The organism is Marinobacter nitratireducens (assembly GCF_000708045.1).
Taxonomy (GTDB): Bacteria; Pseudomonadota; Gammaproteobacteria; order Pseudomonadales; family Oleiphilaceae; genus Marinobacter; species Marinobacter nitratireducens.
This window is the reverse complement of record NZ_ANIE01000006.1, coordinates 56,030-75,845: the sequence shown is the minus strand read 5'-3', so window position 1 is coordinate 75,845 and position 19,816 is coordinate 56,030. Positions and strand designations below refer to the sequence as shown.

Genomic DNA, 19,816 nt, shown 5'->3' with positions numbered 1-19,816 from the left:
ACTGATTCCAACATTTATTTCCAGGGCGCTTTTGCCCGGTAATGTCAGCGAGGATTGGTTGATGGACTTCAATATTTCCGAGAAAGGTCAGGACTATCTCAATCGCGTGAAGCAGTTCATGAAGGATGAGATTTACCCGATTGAAGAGCAGTACCACAAGGAACTGGCGTCCCAGGAAAATCGTTGGGTAGTGCTGCCCATCATCCGGGAGCTTAAAGAAAAGGCAAAGGCCCAGGGACTTTGGAACATGTTCTTCCCGGATGAGAAGCATGGCTGTGGCTTGCTCAATTCCGACTATGCGCTGATCGCTGAGGAAACTGGTCGAAGCTTTATTGCGCCCGAAATCTTCAACTGCAATGCGCCAGACACCGGCAACATGGAAGTGCTGATTCATTACGGTTCCGAAGAGCAGAAAGCGGAATGGCTGCCTCGCCTGATGAGCGGTGAAATTCGCTCAGCATTCTGTATGACCGAGCCGGGTGTGGCCTCCTCCGACGCGACTAATATGGAAGCGACAGCGATTGTTGAAGGCGACGAAGTCGTGCTCAATGGTCGCAAGTGGTGGAGCACCGGGATCGGCCACCCGGACTGCAAAGTCGGAATTTTCATGGGGCTCACCGACCCGGACGCCCATAAGCATCGCCAGCATTCCATGGTTCTGGTACCCCTGGATACCCCGGGCGTGAAAGTCGAACGGATGTTGCCAGTCTTCGGCGCATACGATGAGCCTTATGGCCATGGCGAAGTTGTTTTCGACAACGTTCGATTACCCAAAAGCGCCATCATCGCCGGCCCGGGCCGGGGATTTGAAATCGCCCAGGGCCGCCTCGGACCCGGGCGTGTTCACCACTGCATGCGCGCCATTGGCGCTGCGGAGCGCACCCTTGAGCTTCTGATCAAACGCGCCATGACTCGCGAGGCTTTCGGTCGGCCTATTGCCAAACTCGGCGGAAACCCAGACATCATCGCCAACGCTCGTATGTCCATCGAACAGGCACGCCTGCTGACTCTGAAATGTGCCTGGGCGCTCGATACCAAGGGCATTCTGGGGGCGTTGCAGGAAGTCTCCATGATCAAAGCGGTGGTGCCTTCGATGTTGCAGACCATTGTGGATCAGGCGATTCAGATTCACGGTGGTGGTGGCGTCAGCGATGATGATTTCCCGCTGACGGCGTTGTTCGCCTATGCTCGGGTATTGCGATTGGCTGATGGGCCTGACGAAGTGCATCGGGCGATGGTGGCTCGGCTGGAGCTTCGCAAGTACAAGTGACGTTGGTTTTGGGTGTTGGCGCAGTCGAGCCGGTGGGCGTATCTGAAACCCGCTCCTGCGGCCATCCATGGGCGCTTGAGCTCCGCCATCCCTGGCTCCGCACAGTTTCAGATACGCCCTGCCACCGGCTCTATCGAACACCGGAGTAGCCAGCGTTTTGCAGGCCGCACGGTGTTTTGGAGATTCTGGTGGGGATGTTTTTCAAAACTGTGCGGAGCCAGGGATGGCGGAGCTCAAGCGTCACATGGACGTGCCGAAGGAGCGAGTTTTGAAAAACATCCCCACCAGAAGCTCTGGCACCCAAACCGTCCAGTAAACAACAGAAAAAGAACTCCATACAAAACGGAGAACAACGAGAATGGCACAGAGAGTATTTATTACGGGGGGCGCTTCAGGTCTTGGACGGGCGATTGCGCTGCGTTATGCCAAAGAAGGCGCGAAAGTCTGTATCGGGGATATCAGCCCGGAGCAGGGCGTTGAAGTTGAAGCCGAGATCAACAAGGCCGGTGGTGAAGGTCACTTCGTGGAGTGCGACGTACGCCGCCTGAGCGACTTCGAGAAAGTGCGGGATGATCTGGTACAGAAGTGGGGCGGTGTGGACGTTGTCGTGAACAACGCCGGCGTGGCCTCTGCCGGTTCCATCGAAGACACCACCATTGCCGACTGGGAGTGGATTCTCGATATCAACGTCATGGGCGTTGTCCGTGGCTGCAAGGCCTTTACACCTCTGTTCAAAGAGCAGGGCAAGGGTGCATTTGTGAACATCGCATCCATGGCCGGCCTGATGCTGGCACCGCTCATGGATAGCTACAACGTCTCCAAGGCCGGTGTGATCGCGCTTTCCGAGACCCTCAGCCAGGAGCTTCGTGATTCTGGCATTCACGTCAGCTGCGTTTGCCCGGCATTCTTCCAGACCAACCTGACCAGCTCCATGCGGTCCGATATTCCCGGCATACAGCAGAACGTGAACAAGCTGATGAAACGTTCGAACATTACCGCGAGCGATGTGGCCGAGGACATTGTCCGGAGCGTGAACGATCAGAGTTTCTGGGTGCTGCCCCATGCCAAAGAGCGCCGGATGTGGATGCTCAAGCGTCACGCACCCTGGGCGTTTGATTGGCTGATGCACCAGGAGAGCAAGCGCTGGATGGGTAAGATGGGTGGCAAGGCAAAGGCCTGATTGGCCGAGCCTCCCGCGTCGCACGATGACAGGAGAACGCGAATGACACAGATCGATCAGGCAGTGGAAATCCGCGAAGGTGAAGAGCTGGATGTCGCCGCTGTCGACCAATTCATGAAACAGGCCGTTCCGGGTCTGGAAGGTGAGCCAGCAATCAAACAGTACCCAGGTGGTGCCTCCAACCTGACCTACCAGGTGGATTATGGCGACAACTCCTACGTACTGCGCCGGCCGCCGTTGGGCAAGATTGCCAAGTCTGCCCATGACATGCTTCGGGAAGCCCGCGTCATGGAGGCCTTGAAGCCGGTGTATCCCTATGTGCCAAACATTGTCGCGATCTGCGACGATCATGACGTTCTGGGCTGTGATTTCTACGTCATGGAGCGCCTCAAAGGCATCATCCTTCGCCAGGACTTCCCAAAGGACTTCGAGTTGAGCGAAGCGGATACCCGCAAGCTGTGTCTCAATGTCATCGATAAGCTGGTGGATCTGCACGAGGTGGACGCCAAGGCCGCCGGGCTCGACAAACTCGGTAAAGGCGCAGGTTATGTTCAGCGCCAGATCGGAGGCTGGAGTGATCGCTTTCGCAAGGCCCGCACCGACGATGTCGGCGATTTTGAAGCGGTCATGAGCTGGCTCAACGACAAGATGCCGGAGGATGTCGCCCAGGTGGTTATCCACAATGACTACCGCTTCGATAACGTCGTTCTCAACCCGGACAACCCCTTTGGGGTCATCGGCGTGCTGGATTGGGAAATGGCCACTATTGGCGACCCGTTGATGGACCTTGGCAACAGCCTTGCCTATTGGATTCAGGCTGATGACGAGGGGCCATTCCAGATACTGCGCCGTCAGCCCACGCACCGTCCGGGCATGCTGACCCGCAAGGAAGTGGTCGACTACTACATGGAAAAATCCGGTTTCCGGGCGGATAACTTCGATTTCTACGAGATATACGGCCTGTTCCGGTTGGCGGTCATTATCCAGCAGATCTATTACCGCTATTACCATGGGCAGACGAAAGACAAGCGATTTGCAGCGTTCGGGCACGCCGCGAACTACCTGGAAAAGCGCTGTCAGCGATTGATCTCCGAGAGTTCCCTGTAATGGCTACGGTTTATCTGATTCGCCACGGCCAGGCCAGCTTCGGCAAGGACAACTACGACCAGCTCTCGCCCCGTGGGTGGGAGCAGGGCCAGGTGCTAGGTCGCTGGTTGGCCGGCAAGGTGGAACCGAAAGCGGTCTTTGGCGGCAATATGGAGCGCCACCGGGAAACCGTCGAGGCCATTACCTCGGGCTACGGGCAGGCGTTGCCGGATATGCAAGCGGTTGAGGGCCTGAACGAATTTGACCACATGCAGGTGGTTGAGCGTATGAAGCCCGAGTGGGCTGACCGGCAGGTCATGGCCCGGGATATGAGTGCGTTTCCCAAGCCGGCACGGCTGTTCCAGCAAGTTTTCGAGCAGGCCATGGCCCGCTGGGTCAGCGGTGATTATGACAGTGAATACGCCGAAACCTGGGAGGGGTTCAAGCGCCGGGTCATAACGGCTCTCGATGAGCTGATTGGCTACGCCGATGGTGGCGACGTACTGGTCTCCACATCCGGCGGCCCCATCGCAGTGATTGCCCAGCACCTGCTGGAACTTTCCGATGCGAAGGCCCTGGCGATGAACAATGTCATTGCCAATACCAGTGTCTCCCGCATCCTGCATTCCGGCCCGCGTCGTAGCCTGTCTGTTTTCAATAATTACAGCCACCTGGAAGCGGAAGACCCCGCCCTGGTGACATTCCGATAAAGATTGAGGTAAAGCAATGAGCAGCAAAGACCTGTTTGACCTGAGTGGCAAGGTAGCACTGATCACCGGCGCGAGCCGTGGCATTGGCGAAAGCATCGCACGGACGCTGGCCGATTATGGTGCTCACGTCATTGTCAGCAGCCGTAAGATTGATGACTGCGAAAAGGTAGCCAGCAGCATTCGTGAGGCCGGCGGAAGCGCCGAGGCCTATGCCTGCCACATTGGCGAAATGGAGCAGATTGAAGGTGTCTGGGAACACATCAACAACACCCACGGCAAGATCGATATCCTGGTGAACAACGCTGCCGCAAACCCTTACTTTGGTCCGGTAGAGGATACGGATATCGGCGCATTTCAGAAGACCGTCGACGTGAATATCCGGGGCTATTTCTTCATGTGCGCTCGCGGTGCCCAACTGATGAAGAAGAACGGTGGCGGTTCCATCGTTAACGTGGCCTCTGTAAACGGTGTTAACCCCGGGCATTTCCAGGGGATTTACTCCGTGACCAAAGCTGCGGTCATCTCTATGACCAAATCCTTCGCCATGGAACTCGGGCAACAGAACGTGCGGGTGAATGCGTTGCTGCCAGGCCTGACCGACACCAAGTTCGCCAGTGCTTTGACCACTAATGATGCGATCAAGAAGCAAGCCATGGCCCACATCCCGATGAAGCGGGTGGCTGACCCCTCTGAGATGGCGGGAACGGTTCTTTACCTGGTTTCCAATGCCTCCAGCTACACGACCGGTGCGTGCATCAACGCCGACGGTGGTTATCTGACGGTCTGATAGCCGGGCGCGTTCAGGACCCTGCGATTTCAGGTGCTGACGCACACGTCAGCGCCTCGAAATCCTGCTCAAGCGCCCGGGCCCGATCTTCCAGTTCGGCTAGCTGCTGCGTATTAGCCGCTGCTATGACTTTGTGCATGAGGTCACTCATGGCAAGCCGGCTTGTCGTCATCATCTGCTGGTAGCGTTGGCCTCGGTAGGTTTCCGATTGCTGGATTAAGCCGGTGATGGCTTTCTCGAAGCCGGGCTCCGACCGGCGGTTCAGCGCCTCAAGCAACGCCACTTGCCAGAGCCTTCGTCCTTCGAGCCAGATTTTTGTCTGGTTTGTTCTGTCTTCTGACCACTGCGCTATGATCTCAATCTGTCTCTGGTTGAGCGGGCCCAGCCAGCGCTCAGCCCGTTCTCTGGTTCGTTCGGCTCGGGCTTCCGCCGTGCGCTCAGGTGTTTCCCGAAGAAACTCCTCTTCCAGATCCTGCTGACTCTCTATCATGTTTTCTGAGAGCTCCTGAATCTGATTGTCGTCGAGGCTTGATAGCAGGTTAACGGCAAGAGGTGTCGCCCGATCCAGCAGAGAGGGCACAAATGAGATCAGCTGTTCCTGATGAGACGCGATGTTTTGGCGGTCCAGCTCCCGGGCGGCAATATCAGACTGAAGAGCCTGGAGCCAATGACGGTAACGGGGGAGTTCGGTCGAGCAGTGCCACTGGCGTAACGCCTCAATGTCAGAGTTGAGCGCCTGCTTCTGAGCGTCGTTGAGGGACACATAATCCTCAACCCACCATACGATACCCCAATCGGCGTAGCGATAAGCCATTTTGGTTGAACTGCATGCTGCGAGCAGAACCATCGTCAAGGCGAGGGCCGCAGGCTTTGCTATAGAACCGCTCAGCGTCTCTGGACTTGGGGCCATGGTTGCCTCGTATCGTCGGAAAGGAGAGTCGCAAAAACATCGCAAGCTTATTATCATGCGCAACTGCTCTAACGACAGTTTACGACACATTGCTGCTGCCGGATGTGGTTGTGAACCGGAAACCTGCAACTTCGGGAGTCTCTATGCCAGGAATCAAGCCAGCTCGCCTTCGACAGTTTGTTTTTGGCTTTTACATGTCCGGTATGATGTCGCTCCTGATGTCCGGTGTGATCACCATGATCAATACCGGTCTCGAAGGGGATTTTTTCTGGCGGTGGTTGGCGGCGTGGCTGGTCGCCTGGGTTGTCGCATTTCCGCTGGTGACCGTGATTGCTCCGCTGGCGGTCAGGATGACCGAAGCGACGTTACGGAAACTATCGCCGGAAAAATAATGGCTCGGGCGACCGCGTCGTGGAACGGGAACTTGTCACTGGATCGAAGTGGTCTTTGATGGGCTTGATGGTGCCCTGGAAATGGCCGTTCCGGTCGGTGGTTTGAAATGCAGTGAATAAAGCACGCGGTCGAGCACGGCCTGGCCATTCCAGGCAGGGTCATTGTTGACCATGCCGACAACTGCCCAGGTGGTGTTGTGTTCGTCCCGGGTAAAGCCTGCGATGGAACGCACGTTTTCAAGGTATCCAGTCTTGATCCGGCCGCTGCCATCCATGCCTGTGTTTCTGAGTCTGCGAGCCATGGTGCCGTCCATCGCAATGATCGGCATTGAGGCCATGAGGTCAGCGGCAAAGGGACTATTCCATGCGTGTTGCAGCAGCTCGGCGCCCTGGCGGGCGGTAAAGCGGCCGTGGCGTGACAGGCCCGCGCCATTATCAATCACCATGCCCGCGGTGTTGATGCCCTTGTCCTCAAGCCAGTCATAAATCACCCGGATGCCGGCCACCCGGTCATCGTTCTCGTCATCTTTTCGGTTTTCGGCGCCGATGGTCAGCAACATCTGGCGGGCCATCACGTTGCTGCTCCACTTGTTGATATCCCGGACCATGGTGACCAGGTCCGGGGACGTGGTTTTCAACACAAGACGGGCATCTTCGGGTGTTGCACCGGTGGCATTTCCGCCGGAGACGGTTACTCCGGTTTCAGCAAGTACGGAGCGAATCAGGGAGGCCGAGTATTGCTCATGGGGCAGCAGGGACATATAGCGCGTGGTCCTGCACCCTTTGGGAAGCTCACCGGTTACCCGGACCGTGACCCGGTGGTCGTCATGGAAGATCGGATCCCATTCAAAACGGCGCCGGCTCGGGCAGGGGCCTTCGGCCGTTGCTGTTACCCGATTGTCGATCACAACGTCCGGCAGGTTGGGGGTCGTCCAGGCCTGGGTGCCACGCTCGTCGGCGCGAACCTGAAAATGCAGCAGGTTGAGGTTGGTCAGATACGCTGACGGCTCCACCAGGAAGGGTCTATGTGGGTCGTCCCCGTTGTCCTCAAAAGACGGAAAGCCTTCATCGGCGCGGAAATAGCTGCCATCCAGTACCAGTTCGCCATCAATGGATGTAATGCCCATGCCCCGGAGTTCGCGAAGTGTGCTCCATAGACGCTCAATCGTCAGCTTTGGGTCGCCTCCAAACCGGACATAGAGATTGCCCTTCAGGGTATCCCCCACCATGTCTCCGTCGGTTAAAAAATCGGTGTCCCAGCGATGGGTGGGGCCCAGAATTTCAAGCGCCGCGTAGGTGGTAACCAGCTTCATAATGGAGCCGGGGCTCATCAACTGGTCGGCATTGATGAACTGTTCAATACCGGGGCCGTTGAGCGGGATTGCAGCCATGCTCAGCGCCTGCTCGTTATGCAGCGCCTGCTCGGCGTAATCGCGCATGTCGGCACTCCAAACCCGGGAAGAAGAGCGGAAGCTTTTATCTGCAGATTCCTCGGCGAATGCCACGGGGCCTGCGCAAAGGGCTGCTGCGGCGAGTCCAGCAAGGATGGAGCGGTAAACGGGGATACCCGTCTTGCTTGATGTGTTTGCGCGTCCCATACCCAATATCCCCGCCAGGGCCGTTTGTTGAATCTTTATTCTTCAACAATAGCCCATCTTCGCTCGTTGTACTATGCAGAAAAGCTCTACATGACGTTAAAAAATGCCAGTAGTGTCATTGTTTCTATTGAAGTTTTGTGACGACGTGTAAGTGCCCTTTGGAATCATGGAGTTAGCCGGGCCAAATATTCGGGTTTGCCACCTGGGCCAATTGAAGCAGCGGTGAAAAGCGGATAATGCAGTCAAAGACCCAGAAACAAGGAACCACTATGCTCAAAGCGATCAGGCACAATGTGAATGTGCTCGAATCCGTCGCCACATCGTCTTTCACGGCCTGGAGGGGATGTCTGGTGGTTAAGGCCGCCGAACAGCCTGAGAAGCCGCTTGTTCTCTATGACATGGAAGCGTGCCCCTACTGTCGTCGCGTTCGTGAGGCGCTGACGTCGCTTCATCTGGATGTGGATATTCGTCCGTGCCCGAAAGGTGGAAAGCTCTATCGTCCGGAGGCCGAGGCCATTGGCGGCAAGCAGATGTTCCCGCTGCTGGTGGATGAGAATACCGGCAAGGTGCTCTATGAGTCCGCCGATATTGTTGAGTATCTGTTCCGGGAGTATGGCAAGCGCCCGGTCCCGAAGCTTTACCAGTCAAAGCCCTGGCAGCCTGCGTTGAGCTCCGTGGGCTCGGGTGTCAGTGAGCTGCGAGGGATGCATGCGTCACCGGGGAAACGCCCTGAACAAGCGCTGCATTTGTGGAGCTTTGAAGGTAGCCCGTTCTCCCGCCTGGTCCGGGAGAAGCTCTGCGAAATGGAAATACCCTACACACTCCACAACATCGGCAAAGAGCACTGGACTGAAATCGGTCCTGCCAGACAACGCATCAAGCCAGGGGCCTACCAGCCCCAGCCCGGAGGCAAGCGGGACGCATTCTTCCAGCAGCACGGCAGAGTACAGGTCCCATACCTGGAAGACCCCAACACAGGCGAAGCCCTGTTTGAGTCATCCCGCATCCTGAAGTACCTGGACGCCACCTACGGCGGTTGAGTCCCTCTCAGTCCCAATCCGGGGCGAATCCCGGATTGGCGATTCGCTCGCCTCGGTCCAGGGCGTCAATGGCGCGAATCTCGTCGTCCGTCAGCTCAATATTCAGCGCATCCAGGTTGGCTTTAAGGTGGGCCGGCCTGGTCGATGACGGAATGGGGACGACGCCCCGGGAAGCAACCCAGGCGATGGCCACTTGAGCTGGCGACACGTTCCTGTCCTGGGCGATATGCAGCAGCGTCTCGTCCTCCATGACCTTGCCTACAGCCAGCGGCATGTAACCGGTTACGGTGATGCCCAAGCTCTGGGCGTGTTGCACCACTTTTTTATTGGCCAGGAATGGGTGTACTTCCACCTGATTGGTGAGCAGTGGCGCGTCCCCCAGAATCTCGACTGCTTTGTCCATCTGGGCACAGTTGAAATTGGAGATGCCGATGTGATCGGTCAGTCCTTCACGTTGGGCATCCCGCAGTGCGCCTAGGTATTCCTCCATGGGCACTTCGTCGCCGGGGGAGGGCCAGTGAATCAGTGCCAGATCCACATGGTCGGTTTTCAGGCGATCCAGGCTGCCATGCAGGCTGTTGATCAGGTCGCTGGCATGCAGTTGGTCGTACCAGATTTTGGTGGTAATGAAGATCTCCCGGCGGGGAATGCCGCTTGAGGTTATTCCGTCTCCGACCTCGGCTTCGTTGTCGTACATCTGCGCCGTATCGATATGGCGGTAGCCGAGGGACAACGCGCTTTTCACTGCCTCGCGCGCCGTGTTTCCTTTGAGCCTGAATGTTCCCATGCCAATCCCTGGAAGTGTGCTGAACGACATACTGTCCTCCTGTTGCAACGGGGTACTCATTGAACGGGCCCTCATTTAAGGGGTACTTGGTAAATGGTGCTCCCGGTCTGGTTCTTCAATGGACTGGTCGGTATCATCTGCGCCAGACGACCATCCTGAGAGACGACGTTATGTTTACCGGCCAATGCCTGTGTGGCGATGTCACGTTCAAATACGATGGCCCATTGGGGCCGGTTTCACTGTGCCATTGCAGCCAGTGCCGACGCGCCCATGGCAGCGCGTTTTCAGCCAGCGCTCCGGTTCAGAAAGTACGCTTCCGGGTTGTGTCCGGTGAAGAGCGGATCACAGAGTTCGAATCACGGCCGGGCAAGTATCGGGCATTCTGCAGCCGCTGTGGCAGCCAACTCTACAGTCGCGTTGATGCCATCCCCGGCATCATCCGGCTTCGTGTCGGAGCGATCAACGAGCCCCTTGGTCGCGGAGCCGCCCAGCATGTGTACGTTGGCTCGAAGTCAGACTGGTTTGAAATCACCGATGATCTCCCGCAGTTTGAGAAAACCGAGCGGACAAACGATCCTCATTGAACCGGATCCAGGCGGTATACCTTGCCGTTACTGGAGTCTGTGAGTAACCAAAGAGACCCATCCGGGCCATCCCGAACGTCCCGGATGCGCTCATCAAGTTCTGTCAGGATATCCTCTTCCTCCCTGACCTTTCCATCCCGGATGTCGAGCCGCACCAGCTTTCGCATCTTGAGTGCACCTACAAACAGGTTACTCCGCCACCGGGGGAAATGTTCGCCGGTATAGAACGCCATGCCAGATGGCGCGATCGAGGGGTCCCAATAGTGTAGCGGCTGCGCCATACCCGGTTTCTCGGTATGAAAGCTGATCGGCAAACCGGTGTAGCCGATACCATAGGTGATCTCCGGCCAGCCGTAGTTGGTGCCACTGCGAACAATATTGATCTCATCACCCCCTCTGGGACCGTGCTCATGGGTCCAGATGGCGCCGCTTTCAGGATGAACTGTCATGCCCTGGATGTTTCGGTTGCCCCAGGTAAAGAGCGTGTCGTTGATCTCGTCGTTCCCCAGACCCGGGTTTCCCGGCGCGGCTTCGCCATTGATTGTGATTCTGTGAACACCGCCGGCATCATCACCGGTATCTTGGGCCCGGTCTTTATCGCCCCGGTCCCCCACCGCTATATAAAGATACCCTGAACGGTCGAATGCCATGCGCCCGGCAAAGTGACGGGAAGTACCCGAGCGGGGTAGCGCTTCGAAAATCACCTCTACGTCGGTCAGTTCGTCTCCTTCAAGAGTTGCCCGGGCAACCCGCGTGGTCATGCCGTCACTGGAGCGGTGGGCATAGCTCAGAAAGAGGGTGTGATTAGCGGCAAACTGCGGATGTAACACCACATCCAGCAGTCCGCCCTGTCCGGAAACCACCAATTCCGGCACCCCGCTGATTGGGGCCGCGACCAGTACACCGTCGCGAATCCGGCGAAGTCGCCCCTCGCGTTCTGTCACCAGCATGTCTCCGCCGGGGAGGAAGGCCAGGCTCCACGGATGCTCAAGGCCTGAGGCCACTTGGGTCAACTCGAACTGGTGTTCAGTGGATGTGTATACCTGTCCTGCGGCCAGGGGAGACGTGGCAAGCATCAGGCAGGTGAAGAGCGTGTACGCTTGGGTCTTCATGGCAAAGCCTCCGGTTTACCTGTGTATAGGTTAGCAAACCGCAAATAGTTCAGCTTAATTGTTGCAAATGAGAATTCTTATCACTAATATCGAATCAAAGACTGAAGCTCGTCATCGTCAGCCGAACGCAGGGAGACCAACATGTCAGTAGAGAAGGAGATGATTGAAGGTTTGAAAATCGCCGCTGGAGCGGGTCTTTTCATTCTTGTGGTCGCCACTGGCCTGGTGGTTGGGAATGGGGTGATTGCCTGAGGGCGGACAGTCGTTGCTTGCGATGGATACCACAGGTTCCGCAATAGCCGTTCCCAGGCAGCAAGTACTTCAGACAGCACCCCTTTCGCTGAGGTAACGCGCAAGCCTGATCACCAAACTCAGCCGGAATCCAGTCGATATAGCGATTGGCGTCGCACCAAAACTGTTCAAGCCATTCCCCGGCGAGCGTGCAGATATCGCGCGGCACAGCCAGATTCCAGACGGCAGAGAAGGGCGCCCCGAGAGCCAGCCCGACACTGCTCCAATACGCGCCCGGGCTCACGCCCAGGGATTTCCGGAAGGTCGGATACCAGTCGTTCATGGCGGTCGACAGGTGAGTAATGAATGGCTCGACTCCAACCGCTTCCCCCTGTCCCGCCTGGAACCACCGTGACACTGATGACCCTTCGTTCGCTGGGGCCAGAAAAATGCGCCCTGGGTCTGGCACGCCGGCCTCGCCCCGCAGAAACAGGGTAATAATCAGCGGCGCAATCACTGACAGTGACAGATCCTGGTGAGCTACAGAAAGCGCGGCCCGCAATTGCTGAGGCTCCGACATTTCCGGGTAGTCTGCCAGCAGTTGGCGCTTGAGGAGATCGGGCTGCTCCAGGCATTGGCGCAGACTCAGCAGGGCGGGGCGCTCAAGATTGGGAGCTCGGAGCGCCTGGCCGAGAACCTCGTTGGCATCGAGCTGCGACGCTGATAACAGCTGGCGATACCGTTCCGGCCAGCAGCGAGGCGCTGACTCAGTTTGGGTTTCAGCTGCGGCCATGTCGGCTCAACCCCCACAGGAAGTAGATTCCACCCACCAACGCTGCCAGGAGGCCGGCAGGTAACTGGTTGGGAAAGATTACGGTGCGGGACAGGTAATCCGCGATGGCCAGGAGCAAACCGCCCGCCAATGCTGCGACAACCAACTGCCGGCCGACCGTTTGCTGGCCGAGAACTCGCGCAAGGTGAGGCGCGATAAGTCCGACAAAACTCAATGGGCCTATCACAATGGTGGCCGCCGCTGTCAGCAGGGCGGCGAGCATCAGAAGAATCAGGCGGGACCGACCTACCGAGAGCCCCAGCGAAGAAGCGGTCGTGTCGCCCATGGGCAGAATGGTCAGCGGTCGAACCACCAGGAATAGTCCTGCACAGAGCGCCAGAATCAGTGCAAGCAAAGCGATCGCCTCGTGCTCGGATACCAGCCAGGTTGAGCCATACATCCAGTTGAGCAGGCGTGTTGCTACCGAGCCGCCAGAGGCCATCACCAGGCGCAGTCCAGCGTCCATGAAGACATAAAGCGCAAGTCCACCAAGCAACAGTTGGTTGCCGGCGAAGCGGTGTTTGCGGGCGAGAAGAATCAGCAACCCCAATGCCCCGGTAGCGCCGACGGTGGCAGCTGTCAGTTGCCCTGCACGCCCGAGTTCCGTTCCGGTAAGGATGAGAACGACCATGACCAGAGCCGCGCCACCACTGATGCCCAGAATTTCCGGGCTGGCCATGGCGTTGCTGGTCATTCGCTGAATCAGGGTGCCGGCCAACCCCAGGGCTACCCCTGCCAGAATAGCGGCCAGGAGCCGCGGGCCGCGCCAGACCCAGGCTTCGCCCCACTCGGAAACCGGTGTCCAGTTCCACTGGGTCAAACCGGGTGACCAGCTCATAGACAGGATAAATATCGCCAACAACAGCGCCCCGATGACGGAGGCGGCAATCAACGTAGAGCGGCGAACCGGCACAAATCCGGCCGGGCTGGAGTCCTGCCCCGGCATATGATGGGTGTTCCGGACGCTGTGAAGGGCCAGAAGAATGATTGGACCACCAATGAGCGCTGTGGTGGTGCCGGTGGGCACCAGAGAGCCGTTGCCCCAGGTGGATGCCCATTGGGCCAGCGTGTCGGCGAGCAATAGCAGCCCGCTCCCAAGTAACGAACTCCAGATCAGTTTCTGGGCGAGCGTTCGGGCGCCAAGCAGTCGGGCGAGAACCGGCGCGGCCAGGCCGACAAAGGCGACGACACCAACCCGGCTGACCACAGTGGCACTCATCAGTACCACCAGGAACAGGGCAATGATGCGAACCAGTGCCACCCGTGCTCCGAGGGCGCTGGCGGATGCCTGGCCCAGTTGCAGCAGTTGCAGCGGGCGCATCAGCAGCACGAGGGCAAAACCAATCGCCAGTACCCGGGGCCAGAGGTCCAAAAATGGGTCCCAGTTGTTCTGGACCAGAGAGCCGGCACCCCAGATAAACAGATTGCCCAGCCATTCCCCCTTGAGTAGCAGGAACGCCATATTGAGCGCCCCCATAAAAAACGTGATCACCAGGCCAGCGAGAATCACCGTGACCGGTGAAAAGCCCAGGCGCCAGGTGAGGGCGACGACCAGTCCAATCGCCAGCAGGCCACCTGCTACCGCCGCCAGATCCGGACTGAACGTCAGTAGCGCAGGAGCAAACAGGGTGGCAACGGTGACACCAAACTGACCTCCGGCTTCCACGCCCAGGGTGGTCGGGGAGGCCAGCGGGTTGCCCAGAACCTGTTGTGTCACCGCGCCCGCAAGCCCCAGCCCGCAGCCAATCAGCAAGGCGATGGATACCCGGGGTGCCCAGCTGAAATGAGCCAGCACGGATGAATATTGCTCACCGTTGTAGGTCCAGAATGCGGCTAGCAGATCCAGAGGCGATAGTTCGCCAAACCATGGGGATGCCGTCGCGATCAGAGCACAAAACCACAAAAGAGCCGTGCTAAGGGGCAGTTTTCCCGGTATCGACGAAGTTGTTTGGCGAATGGTTTGCACGTCAGTGGACATTGTCGCTGCCCCCCTTTACCAGCGCATCCGCCAGCTGAACCGCAATTCGCTTCACCGGGAAAACACCACCAAAGGGCCAGGCTGCGTCGATCTGATAGATCTCGTCCTGCTGCACGGGAGCCAGGTAGGTCCAGAAGGGGCTGTTTGCCAGTTGATCTGTTAGTCCCGGCCGTATGGGTTCCAGAATTACCAACCGGCTATCGCTGTAGGGGGCGATGGCTTCCAGGCCCACTGTTGAAAAGCCCCAGTAGCTGCCTGGATGGGGCCACGCGTTCTTCAGATCCAGTGAGTCCAGGGCTTCTTGAAACAGTCCATTCGAGGTGTAGACCCGCACGTGGCGATCATCCATAAAGTTCAATAGCGCCACGGGTTTGTTATTCAATCCATGGTCTGCGAGCCGTTGCCGCTGATGTTCCAGGGTATTGGAAATATCCGCCAGGACGGCCTCAGCCTCAGCTTTCCGGTCCAGGATATCACCAAGGGTAAGCAACATTTCCCGGGCTTTGTCGTAAGGTCTGGCGCCTTCCTTGTAAACACTGATGACATAGGTGGGTGCAATCTCTTCCAATAGATTGGCGGCAGGCGCCATCTCCGTGCTGGTAACGATAAGGTCGGGGTTCAGTTCTGCGATGGCTTCGAGGCTCGGAGACACCCGGGTGCCGATATTGGGCACATCTTCCGGTAGCGCCGGTTCGCGTACCCAATAGGCATAACCCTCCTTGTCGGCCACCCCCACCGGGGTAATCCCGAGCAGCAGTAGGGATTCCGTTGCTGCCCAGTTCAGGGCAACGACCCGGGTGGGGGTCTTATCCAGGGTCAGGGTGCCTTGCTCATGCTGCCAACTTGTTGCTGCCACGATGCCGGGAAGAAGCAGTAGAAGGGCTGCCAGACAGGCGCGCCGAGTAAATGAGTGGCGTTGATCAATGCACATAGGATACCCACTGGCCGGGCGCACGCTCCATGACGCCCATGGGAACGCCATAGATAGACTCCAGAACTCCGCTGTCCATGACCTCCCGAGGGCTTCCGTCCGCGATGAGCTGGCCGGCTCGAAGTGCGACCAGGCGATCACAGAATCGGGCCGCCAGATCCACATCGTGCAGGACAACGACCACGGTAAGATCCCGGTCCTGGGCGAGCCGATGAACCAGTCTGAGGGTTTCCACCTGATGCTTCACGTCCAGAGCCGAAATCGGCTCGTCCAGCAACAGGCAGCGGGTCTGCTGCGCCAGGAGCATGGCAATCCAGGCTCGCTGGCGTTCACCGCCGGAGAGCGTGTCTACGGAGCGCTGGGCAAAAAGTGTCAGGCCGGTATCCTTGATGGCCTGGTCAATCAGTTGCTGGTCTTTCGGAGTGTAGCGGCCTAATGGTCCCCGCCAGGGGTACCGGCCAAGGGCTACTAGCTCCCGAACGGTCAGGCCGTCGGTGCCGGGGGGATGCTGGGGCAGGTAACCGACGGTGCGGGCAAACTCCCGGGCACCTGTATTGCCGAAGGCATTACCCAGCAGGCGGGCTTCGCCAGAGGTCGGGGAAATCTGACGTGCGAGGACTTTTAGCAGAGTCGACTTGCCGGAGCCATTGTGGCCCAGCAGGGCGGTGACTTCCCCTTCGTTAAAGCCCATGTTCAGATTGCTGATGATGCTCGTGTTGCTGATGCGAACACCAAGCCCTGACACTTCAAAAAACGCAGACATGAAGCCTCCTACTGACTGGAGGCGTAAGGTTAATTTAAATGCGAATTATTATCAATAGTGTTTTGGCGGAATTAAACCATGAACGCAAATGGGCAGGCCTCAGGCCCGCCCGGTCTGCACCTGCCACTGGGCGAAATAGGCGCCCTGTTCCGCCAGCAACTGGTCATGGCTGCCGGACTCGATGATCTTGCCCTGTTCCACCACGGCGATGCTGTCTGCATCAACAATGGTTGAAAGCCGGTGCGCAATCATGATTACCGTGCGGTCATGGCCGATTCGCTTCAGCGAACGTTGGATCGCCGCTTCGGTCTCGTTGTCCACGGCACTGGTGGCTTCGTCGAGAACGAGGATCGGTGGATCCTTGAGCAACGCCCGGGCGAGGGAAAGCCGCTGACGCTGACCGCCAGACAGGCGAACGCCGCGCTCACCCACCGGTGTGTCCAGCCCCTCTGGCAGCGCCTCGATAAAGCTCCACGCTTCGGCGGTTTTGGCGGCGTCGATGATCTGTTCGTCGGTGGCATCCGGTTGGCCGTAAACCAGGTTGTCTCGGATGGTGCCTTCAAACAGATAGACATCCTGGCTGACCAGGCCGATGGCACCCCGCAGGGATGCCAGGCTGGCGGAGCGGATCGGCAGACCATCAATGAGGATGCGGCCGTGGCTGGGATCATAGAAGCGGAGCATGAGTTTGATCAGGGTCGATTTGCCAGACCCCGTCGCGCCCACCAGGGCAAGGGTGTTGCCCGCCGGAATGTGCAGATCGATATCCCGGATACCCGCGCCGCTGGAGGGATAATGGAAGCTTACTCCCTCGAACCTGACGTCGCCTTTAACCGGCAGCTCCAGCGCGGTGCCCTCCTGATCATGCACGTAAACCGGCTCGGCCAGAAGGTCGAGGATCCGGCGGGTGCTGGCCATGGCGCGTTCGAAAAGGTCGATGACTTCGGCCATGCCGGTCAGAGGCCAGAGCAAGCGTTGGGTCAGGAAGACCAGTACGCCGTAAGCGCCCACGTTCAGGGTGCCCTCCAGCGCCATCATGCCGCCAACGGTGAAGGTGGCCAGGAACCCGGCCAGGACCGCCATTCGAATCACGGGAATAAAGGCGGAACTGATGCGAATCGCCTTCTGGTTGGCTTCGACATAGGCCTCGCTGCTGGCTTTCAGCCGCTCCGCCTCACGGGTTTCTGCGGTAAAACTTTTGATGGTAGCGATGCCGCCGATATTGTTGGCCAGGCGGCTGGAAAGATCGCCCACTTTCTCGCGTACATCCGCATAGAGTGGGCCGGCCTTGCGCTGGAAATAGAAGGCTCCCCAGACGATCAGCGGTATCGGAGTAAAGGCCAGCATGGCCACAAGAGGCGACAGGATGAAAAAAACCGCTCCCACCGCCACGATGGAAACCGCGACCTGAATCATGGCGTTGGCACCGCCGTCCAGGAAGCGCTCCAGCTGATTCACGTCGTCGTTCATGGTCGCAACCAGCTGGCCGGAGCTGCGGGATTCGAAGAAGCTCATGTCCAGTCGCTGGGCATGTTCATAGGCATCCTGGCGAAGGTCTGCCTGAAGCCGTTGGGCGAGGTTTCGCCATAGTATCTGGAACAGGTATTCAAACAGGGATTCACCGGCCCAGATGAAGAAAGTCATCACCGCCAAAATGGTGATCTGCTCCTGAGCACTTTCAAAACCGAGGCCGGCAACAAAACTGGCTTCCTGATTGACCACCACATCAATGGCCACACCGATCAGGATTTCCGGAGCGATGTCGAATAGCTTGTTTATGATGGAGCAGGTGGTGGCTGTGATAATTTGCCGGCGGTACCCCCGCGCATATCTGAGCAGACGGGCGAGGGCAGCGAAACTGCTGGTCGGATTGCTGGCATTGCCGGACATGAAACTCTCCGCGACGATGTGAAAGCGCCAAGGGTAGCGGCTCACCTCATCCAATGAAAGAGAATCGTTAACATTTCCGTATGAGAGGTGTTCGTCTTTTCAGGCGAGGGCTCGCTAGCGTTTGTGGTTTTTCTGCAACCAGCGGTCAAGCTTATCCGCAAATTCCTTTCGGTCACCCTGGCTGAAGGGGGCTGGCCCGCCAGTCACCTGGCCGGCACTGCGCATTTCCTCCATGAAGTTTCGCATCGCCAGGCGTTGGCGGATGTTCTCCTTGGTGAACGCCTGCCCTCTGGGGTTGAATACGTCGGCGCCTTTCTCGATGGCTTCTGCGGCCAGGGGGATGTCCTGGGTGATCACCAGGTCGCCCTCGGTCATCTGTTCCATGATTTCGTTATCTGCCACGTCAAAGCCATGGGGAACCTGCCGTCGCCCGATGTAGGGGCTTGGGGGCAAGTTGATGGCGTGGTTGGCGATAAAGGTGGTCTGGATCTGCCAGCGTGTGGCGGCTCGGCACAGGATTTCCCGGATGGGAACGGGGCAGGCGTCGGCATCGACCCAGATTGGCATGTTGGCTTTCCTTGAGAGTTGGAATCAAGATGTAGTTTAACCTGTCTTGACCGGCACTGCTCAATTCCCGGGTCATCGGATTGCCATCATTTGCTGAGGTGGTTGAGCCGCCTTTCTCTGTTTCTGGTATTATTAGGTTTTCATTTGATTAACAGGAAATGATAATGTCTCAACTTCCTCCCTGCCCGCAATGCAACTCCGAATACACCTATGAAGATGGCGTTCAGCTCGTTTGCCCCGAGTGCGGCCACGAGTGGACCGAAGCCGAACAGGCAGAAACTGAGGCCGGAAAGATTGTTCGCGATTCCAATGGCAATGAACTTCAGGACGGGGACACGGTCACTGTGATCAAGGACCTGAAAGTAAAGGGTTCAAGCTCTGTCGTTAAGGTCGGCACGAAGGTAAAAAATATCAGGCTAGTTGATGGCGACCACGATATCGATTGTAAAATCGACGGGGTCGGTGCTATGAAACTCAAATCCGAGTTTGTGAAGAAGGCCTGATACTAGGAGGTTTTCTTCCGGGAAACCTTCGAAGGGGGGCTGAATGTCTGATACCCAGAAAGAAGAAGGCGTCAGTAGTGCCAGGGCAGACAGTCGCAGGCACGAACTGCATCAAGAGCTACCTGTAGATTTTCCGGACCCGTTCTTCCGGGGCCTCCACCGTATTATCCGGTTTGCCATTCGCATTCTGGCGGTGCTGATGGTTGCTGTCATCCTCTGGGGCGTGGGCGACGTCGTTTATATAATCTACGATCGTTTGGTCACGCCTCCTTTGATGCTATTGGGCATCAACGATATTTTCTACACGTTTGGTGCCTTCATGGCCGTGCTTATCGCGGTAGAAATCTTTATCAACATAAGGCTCTATCTGGGCACGAATGTCTTTCCGGTGCAGTTGGTCGTAGCGACAGCTCTGATGGCCATCGCCCGAAAAGTGATAGTACTGGATTTTGATGAGCTGACTCCGATGTATCTGATCGGAATCGCGGCGACAACGCTTGCGCTGGGTGTGACCTACTGGCTACTTCGTCAGGGGCAGCAATATGATCGTTGGGACGATTAAGTTTCAATGAGCCTGAGCGATGTTTTCTCCCTTTGTTTTGAACAATTCTCTCGGATCGTCTAAATATTAATCAGAGTGACTGGGTACTCTGTCTAATCCCAAC

At 57.6% G+C, this 19,816-nt stretch carries 20 protein-coding genes; 10 read left to right on the top strand and 10 right to left on the bottom strand.

Annotated features, from left to right (window positions below; genetic code table 11):
* Positions 1 to 61 precede the first annotated feature (61 nt).
* The 5 genes from D777_RS09965 to D777_RS09945 all read left to right on the top strand — a co-directional run bounded on the left by D777_RS09965 (position 62) and on the right by D777_RS09945 (position 5,033).
* Complete coding sequence (locus D777_RS09965) at positions 62 to 1,270, top strand: acyl-CoA dehydrogenase family protein (protein WP_036131546.1); 1,209 nt, start codon at positions 62 to 64, stop codon at positions 1,268 to 1,270.
* Between the two features lie 358 nt (positions 1,271 to 1,628).
* Positions 1,629 to 2,450, top strand: coding sequence for an SDR family oxidoreductase (locus D777_RS09960; RefSeq protein WP_036131545.1), 822 nt, complete (start codon positions 1,629 to 1,631; stop codon positions 2,448 to 2,450).
* A gap of 42 nt (positions 2,451 to 2,492) precedes the next feature.
* Positions 2,493 to 3,557: a phosphotransferase family protein gene (locus tag D777_RS09955; RefSeq protein WP_036131543.1), complete on the top strand. Its 1,065-nt coding sequence runs from the start codon at positions 2,493 to 2,495 to the stop codon at positions 3,555 to 3,557.
* Positions 3,557 to 4,246: a histidine phosphatase family protein gene (locus tag D777_RS09950; RefSeq protein ID WP_036131542.1), complete on the top strand. Its 690-nt coding sequence runs from the start codon at positions 3,557 to 3,559 to the stop codon at positions 4,244 to 4,246. The genes D777_RS09955 and D777_RS09950 overlap by 1 nt, the downstream gene beginning before the upstream one ends.
* Positions 4,247 to 4,262: 16 nt before the next feature.
* On the top strand, positions 4,263 to 5,033 hold the full coding sequence (locus D777_RS09945) for an SDR family oxidoreductase (RefSeq protein ID WP_036131540.1): 771 nt from the start codon (positions 4,263 to 4,265) through the stop codon (positions 5,031 to 5,033).
* A 13-nt stretch (positions 5,034 to 5,046) separates the two neighbouring features.
* Here the strand turns inward: D777_RS09945 and D777_RS09940 are convergent, their stop codons facing one another.
* Positions 5,047 to 5,943: a DUF6279 family lipoprotein gene (locus D777_RS09940; RefSeq protein WP_036131538.1), complete on the bottom strand. Its 897-nt coding sequence runs from the start codon at positions 5,941 to 5,943 to the stop codon at positions 5,047 to 5,049.
* A 143-nt stretch (positions 5,944 to 6,086) separates the two neighbouring features.
* Here D777_RS09940 and D777_RS09935 point away from each other — a divergent pair, with 143 nt between their 5' ends.
* Positions 6,087 to 6,335 (top strand): DUF2798 domain-containing protein, encoded by a 249-nt coding sequence (locus D777_RS09935; protein ID WP_036131537.1) that lies wholly within the window; start codon positions 6,087 to 6,089, stop codon positions 6,333 to 6,335.
* Positions 6,336 to 6,370: 35 nt separating this feature from the next.
* On the opposite strand, the gene dacB is transcribed toward D777_RS09935, so the two are convergent.
* Positions 6,371 to 7,933: a D-alanyl-D-alanine carboxypeptidase/D-alanyl-D-alanine endopeptidase gene (gene dacB / locus D777_RS09930; protein WP_081849525.1), complete on the bottom strand. Its 1,563-nt coding sequence runs from the start codon at positions 7,931 to 7,933 to the stop codon at positions 6,371 to 6,373.
* A gap of 269 nt (positions 7,934 to 8,202) precedes the next feature.
* Between dacB and D777_RS09925 the strand changes: the two genes are divergently transcribed.
* Positions 8,203 to 8,973, top strand: coding sequence for a glutathione S-transferase N-terminal domain-containing protein (locus tag D777_RS09925; RefSeq protein ID WP_036131535.1), 771 nt, complete (start codon positions 8,203 to 8,205; stop codon positions 8,971 to 8,973).
* Between the two features lie 7 nt (positions 8,974 to 8,980).
* Here the strand turns inward: D777_RS09925 and dkgB are convergent, their stop codons facing one another.
* A complete protein-coding gene (gene dkgB, locus D777_RS09920; RefSeq protein ID WP_036131534.1) occupies positions 8,981 to 9,790 on the bottom strand; it encodes a 2,5-didehydrogluconate reductase DkgB in 810 nt (269 codons plus the stop codon).
* 140 nt (positions 9,791 to 9,930) lie between these two features.
* On the opposite strand from dkgB, the gene D777_RS09915 reads away from it, so the two are divergent.
* Positions 9,931 to 10,344, top strand: coding sequence for a GFA family protein (locus tag D777_RS09915; protein ID WP_036131532.1), 414 nt, complete (start codon positions 9,931 to 9,933; stop codon positions 10,342 to 10,344).
* On the opposite strand, the gene D777_RS09910 is transcribed toward D777_RS09915, so the two are convergent.
* The 7 genes from D777_RS09910 to D777_RS09880 form a co-directional block, all read right to left on the bottom strand.
* Positions 10,338 to 11,456 (bottom strand): PQQ-dependent sugar dehydrogenase, encoded by a 1,119-nt coding sequence (locus tag D777_RS09910; RefSeq protein WP_036131530.1) that lies wholly within the window; start codon positions 11,454 to 11,456, stop codon positions 10,338 to 10,340. The genes D777_RS09915 and D777_RS09910 overlap by 7 nt on opposite strands.
* A gap of 199 nt (positions 11,457 to 11,655) precedes the next feature.
* Entirely contained in the window at positions 11,656 to 12,480 is an 825-nt protein-coding gene (locus D777_RS09905) for a (2Fe-2S)-binding protein (protein ID WP_051669058.1), read from the bottom strand.
* On the bottom strand, positions 12,467 to 14,497 hold the full coding sequence (fhuB, locus tag D777_RS09900; RefSeq protein WP_036131528.1) for a Fe(3+)-hydroxamate ABC transporter permease FhuB: 2,031 nt from the start codon (positions 14,495 to 14,497) through the stop codon (positions 12,467 to 12,469). Before fhuB ends, D777_RS09905 begins: the two co-directional genes overlap by 14 nt.
* On the bottom strand, positions 14,487 to 15,479 hold the full coding sequence (locus D777_RS09895) for an ABC transporter substrate-binding protein (protein ID WP_227501736.1): 993 nt from the start codon (positions 15,477 to 15,479) through the stop codon (positions 14,487 to 14,489). Before D777_RS09895 ends, fhuB begins: the two co-directional genes overlap by 11 nt.
* Positions 15,418 to 16,191 (bottom strand): ABC transporter ATP-binding protein, encoded by a 774-nt coding sequence (locus D777_RS09890; RefSeq protein ID WP_036131524.1) that lies wholly within the window; start codon positions 16,189 to 16,191, stop codon positions 15,418 to 15,420. Before D777_RS09890 ends, D777_RS09895 begins: the two co-directional genes overlap by 62 nt.
* A gap of 99 nt (positions 16,192 to 16,290) precedes the next feature.
* Entirely contained in the window at positions 16,291 to 18,081 is a 1,791-nt protein-coding gene (locus D777_RS09885; RefSeq protein WP_036131521.1) for an ABC transporter ATP-binding protein, read from the bottom strand.
* Positions 18,082 to 18,195: 114 nt separating this feature from the next.
* The gene (locus tag D777_RS09880) at positions 18,196 to 18,648 is read right to left on the bottom strand and encodes a YaiI/YqxD family protein (protein ID WP_036131519.1); all 453 of its coding nucleotides are present in this window, start codon (positions 18,646 to 18,648) and stop codon (positions 18,196 to 18,198) included.
* Positions 18,649 to 18,812: 164 nt separating this feature from the next.
* Here D777_RS09880 and D777_RS09875 point away from each other — a divergent pair, with 164 nt between their 5' ends.
* Together D777_RS09875 and D777_RS09870 are read left to right on the top strand one after the other, a co-directional pair.
* On the top strand, positions 18,813 to 19,151 hold the full coding sequence (locus D777_RS09875; protein ID WP_036131517.1) for a zinc ribbon domain-containing protein YjdM: 339 nt from the start codon (positions 18,813 to 18,815) through the stop codon (positions 19,149 to 19,151).
* A gap of 43 nt (positions 19,152 to 19,194) precedes the next feature.
* The gene (locus tag D777_RS09870; protein ID WP_051669057.1) at positions 19,195 to 19,713 is read left to right on the top strand and encodes a phosphate-starvation-inducible PsiE family protein; all 519 of its coding nucleotides are present in this window, start codon (positions 19,195 to 19,197) and stop codon (positions 19,711 to 19,713) included.
* Positions 19,714 to 19,816: the final 103 nt, after the last annotated feature.

What these genes read in the sequence shown, in the direction of transcription:
- D777_RS09950 (WP_036131542.1), top strand. Translation starts at nt 3,557, where the DNA reads ATGGCTACGGTTTATCTGATTCGCCACGGCCAGGCCAGCTTCGGCAAG.
- fhuB (WP_036131528.1), bottom strand. Translation starts at nt 14,497, where the DNA reads ATGTCCACTGACGTGCAAACCATTCGCCAAACAACTTCGTCGATACCG.
- D777_RS09935 (WP_036131537.1), top strand. Translation starts at nt 6,087, where the DNA reads ATGCCAGGAATCAAGCCAGCTCGCCTTCGACAGTTTGTTTTTGGCTTT.
- D777_RS09870 (WP_051669057.1), top strand. Translation starts at nt 19,195, where the DNA reads ATGTCTGATACCCAGAAAGAAGAAGGCGTCAGTAGTGCCAGGGCAGAC.
- dacB (WP_081849525.1), bottom strand. Translation starts at nt 7,933, where the DNA reads ATGGGACGCGCAAACACATCAAGCAAGACGGGTATCCCCGTTTACCGC.
- D777_RS09890 (WP_036131524.1), bottom strand. Translation starts at nt 16,191, where the DNA reads ATGTCTGCGTTTTTTGAAGTGTCAGGGCTTGGTGTTCGCATCAGCAAC.
- D777_RS09910 (WP_036131530.1), bottom strand. Translation starts at nt 11,456, where the DNA reads ATGAAGACCCAAGCGTACACGCTCTTCACCTGCCTGATGCTTGCCACG.
- D777_RS09960 (WP_036131545.1), top strand. Translation starts at nt 1,629, where the DNA reads ATGGCACAGAGAGTATTTATTACGGGGGGCGCTTCAGGTCTTGGACGG.
- D777_RS09895 (WP_227501736.1), bottom strand. Translation starts at nt 15,479, where the DNA reads ATGGCGTTCCCATGGGCGTCATGGAGCGTGCGCCCGGCCAGTGGGTAT.
- D777_RS09945 (WP_036131540.1), top strand. Translation starts at nt 4,263, where the DNA reads ATGAGCAGCAAAGACCTGTTTGACCTGAGTGGCAAGGTAGCACTGATC.
- D777_RS09915 (WP_036131532.1), top strand. Translation starts at nt 9,931, where the DNA reads ATGTTTACCGGCCAATGCCTGTGTGGCGATGTCACGTTCAAATACGAT.
- D777_RS09940 (WP_036131538.1), bottom strand. Translation starts at nt 5,943, where the DNA reads ATGGCCCCAAGTCCAGAGACGCTGAGCGGTTCTATAGCAAAGCCTGCG.
- D777_RS09965 (WP_036131546.1), top strand. Translation starts at nt 62, where the DNA reads ATGGACTTCAATATTTCCGAGAAAGGTCAGGACTATCTCAATCGCGTG.
- D777_RS09880 (WP_036131519.1), bottom strand. Translation starts at nt 18,648, where the DNA reads ATGCCAATCTGGGTCGATGCCGACGCCTGCCCCGTTCCCATCCGGGAA.
- D777_RS09885 (WP_036131521.1), bottom strand. Translation starts at nt 18,081, where the DNA reads ATGTCCGGCAATGCCAGCAATCCGACCAGCAGTTTCGCTGCCCTCGCC.
- dkgB (WP_036131534.1), bottom strand. Translation starts at nt 9,790, where the DNA reads ATGTCGTTCAGCACACTTCCAGGGATTGGCATGGGAACATTCAGGCTC.
- D777_RS09875 (WP_036131517.1), top strand. Translation starts at nt 18,813, where the DNA reads ATGTCTCAACTTCCTCCCTGCCCGCAATGCAACTCCGAATACACCTAT.
- D777_RS09905 (WP_051669058.1), bottom strand. Translation starts at nt 12,480, where the DNA reads ATGGCCGCAGCTGAAACCCAAACTGAGTCAGCGCCTCGCTGCTGGCCG.
- D777_RS09925 (WP_036131535.1), top strand. Translation starts at nt 8,203, where the DNA reads ATGCTCAAAGCGATCAGGCACAATGTGAATGTGCTCGAATCCGTCGCC.
- D777_RS09955 (WP_036131543.1), top strand. Translation starts at nt 2,493, where the DNA reads ATGACACAGATCGATCAGGCAGTGGAAATCCGCGAAGGTGAAGAGCTG.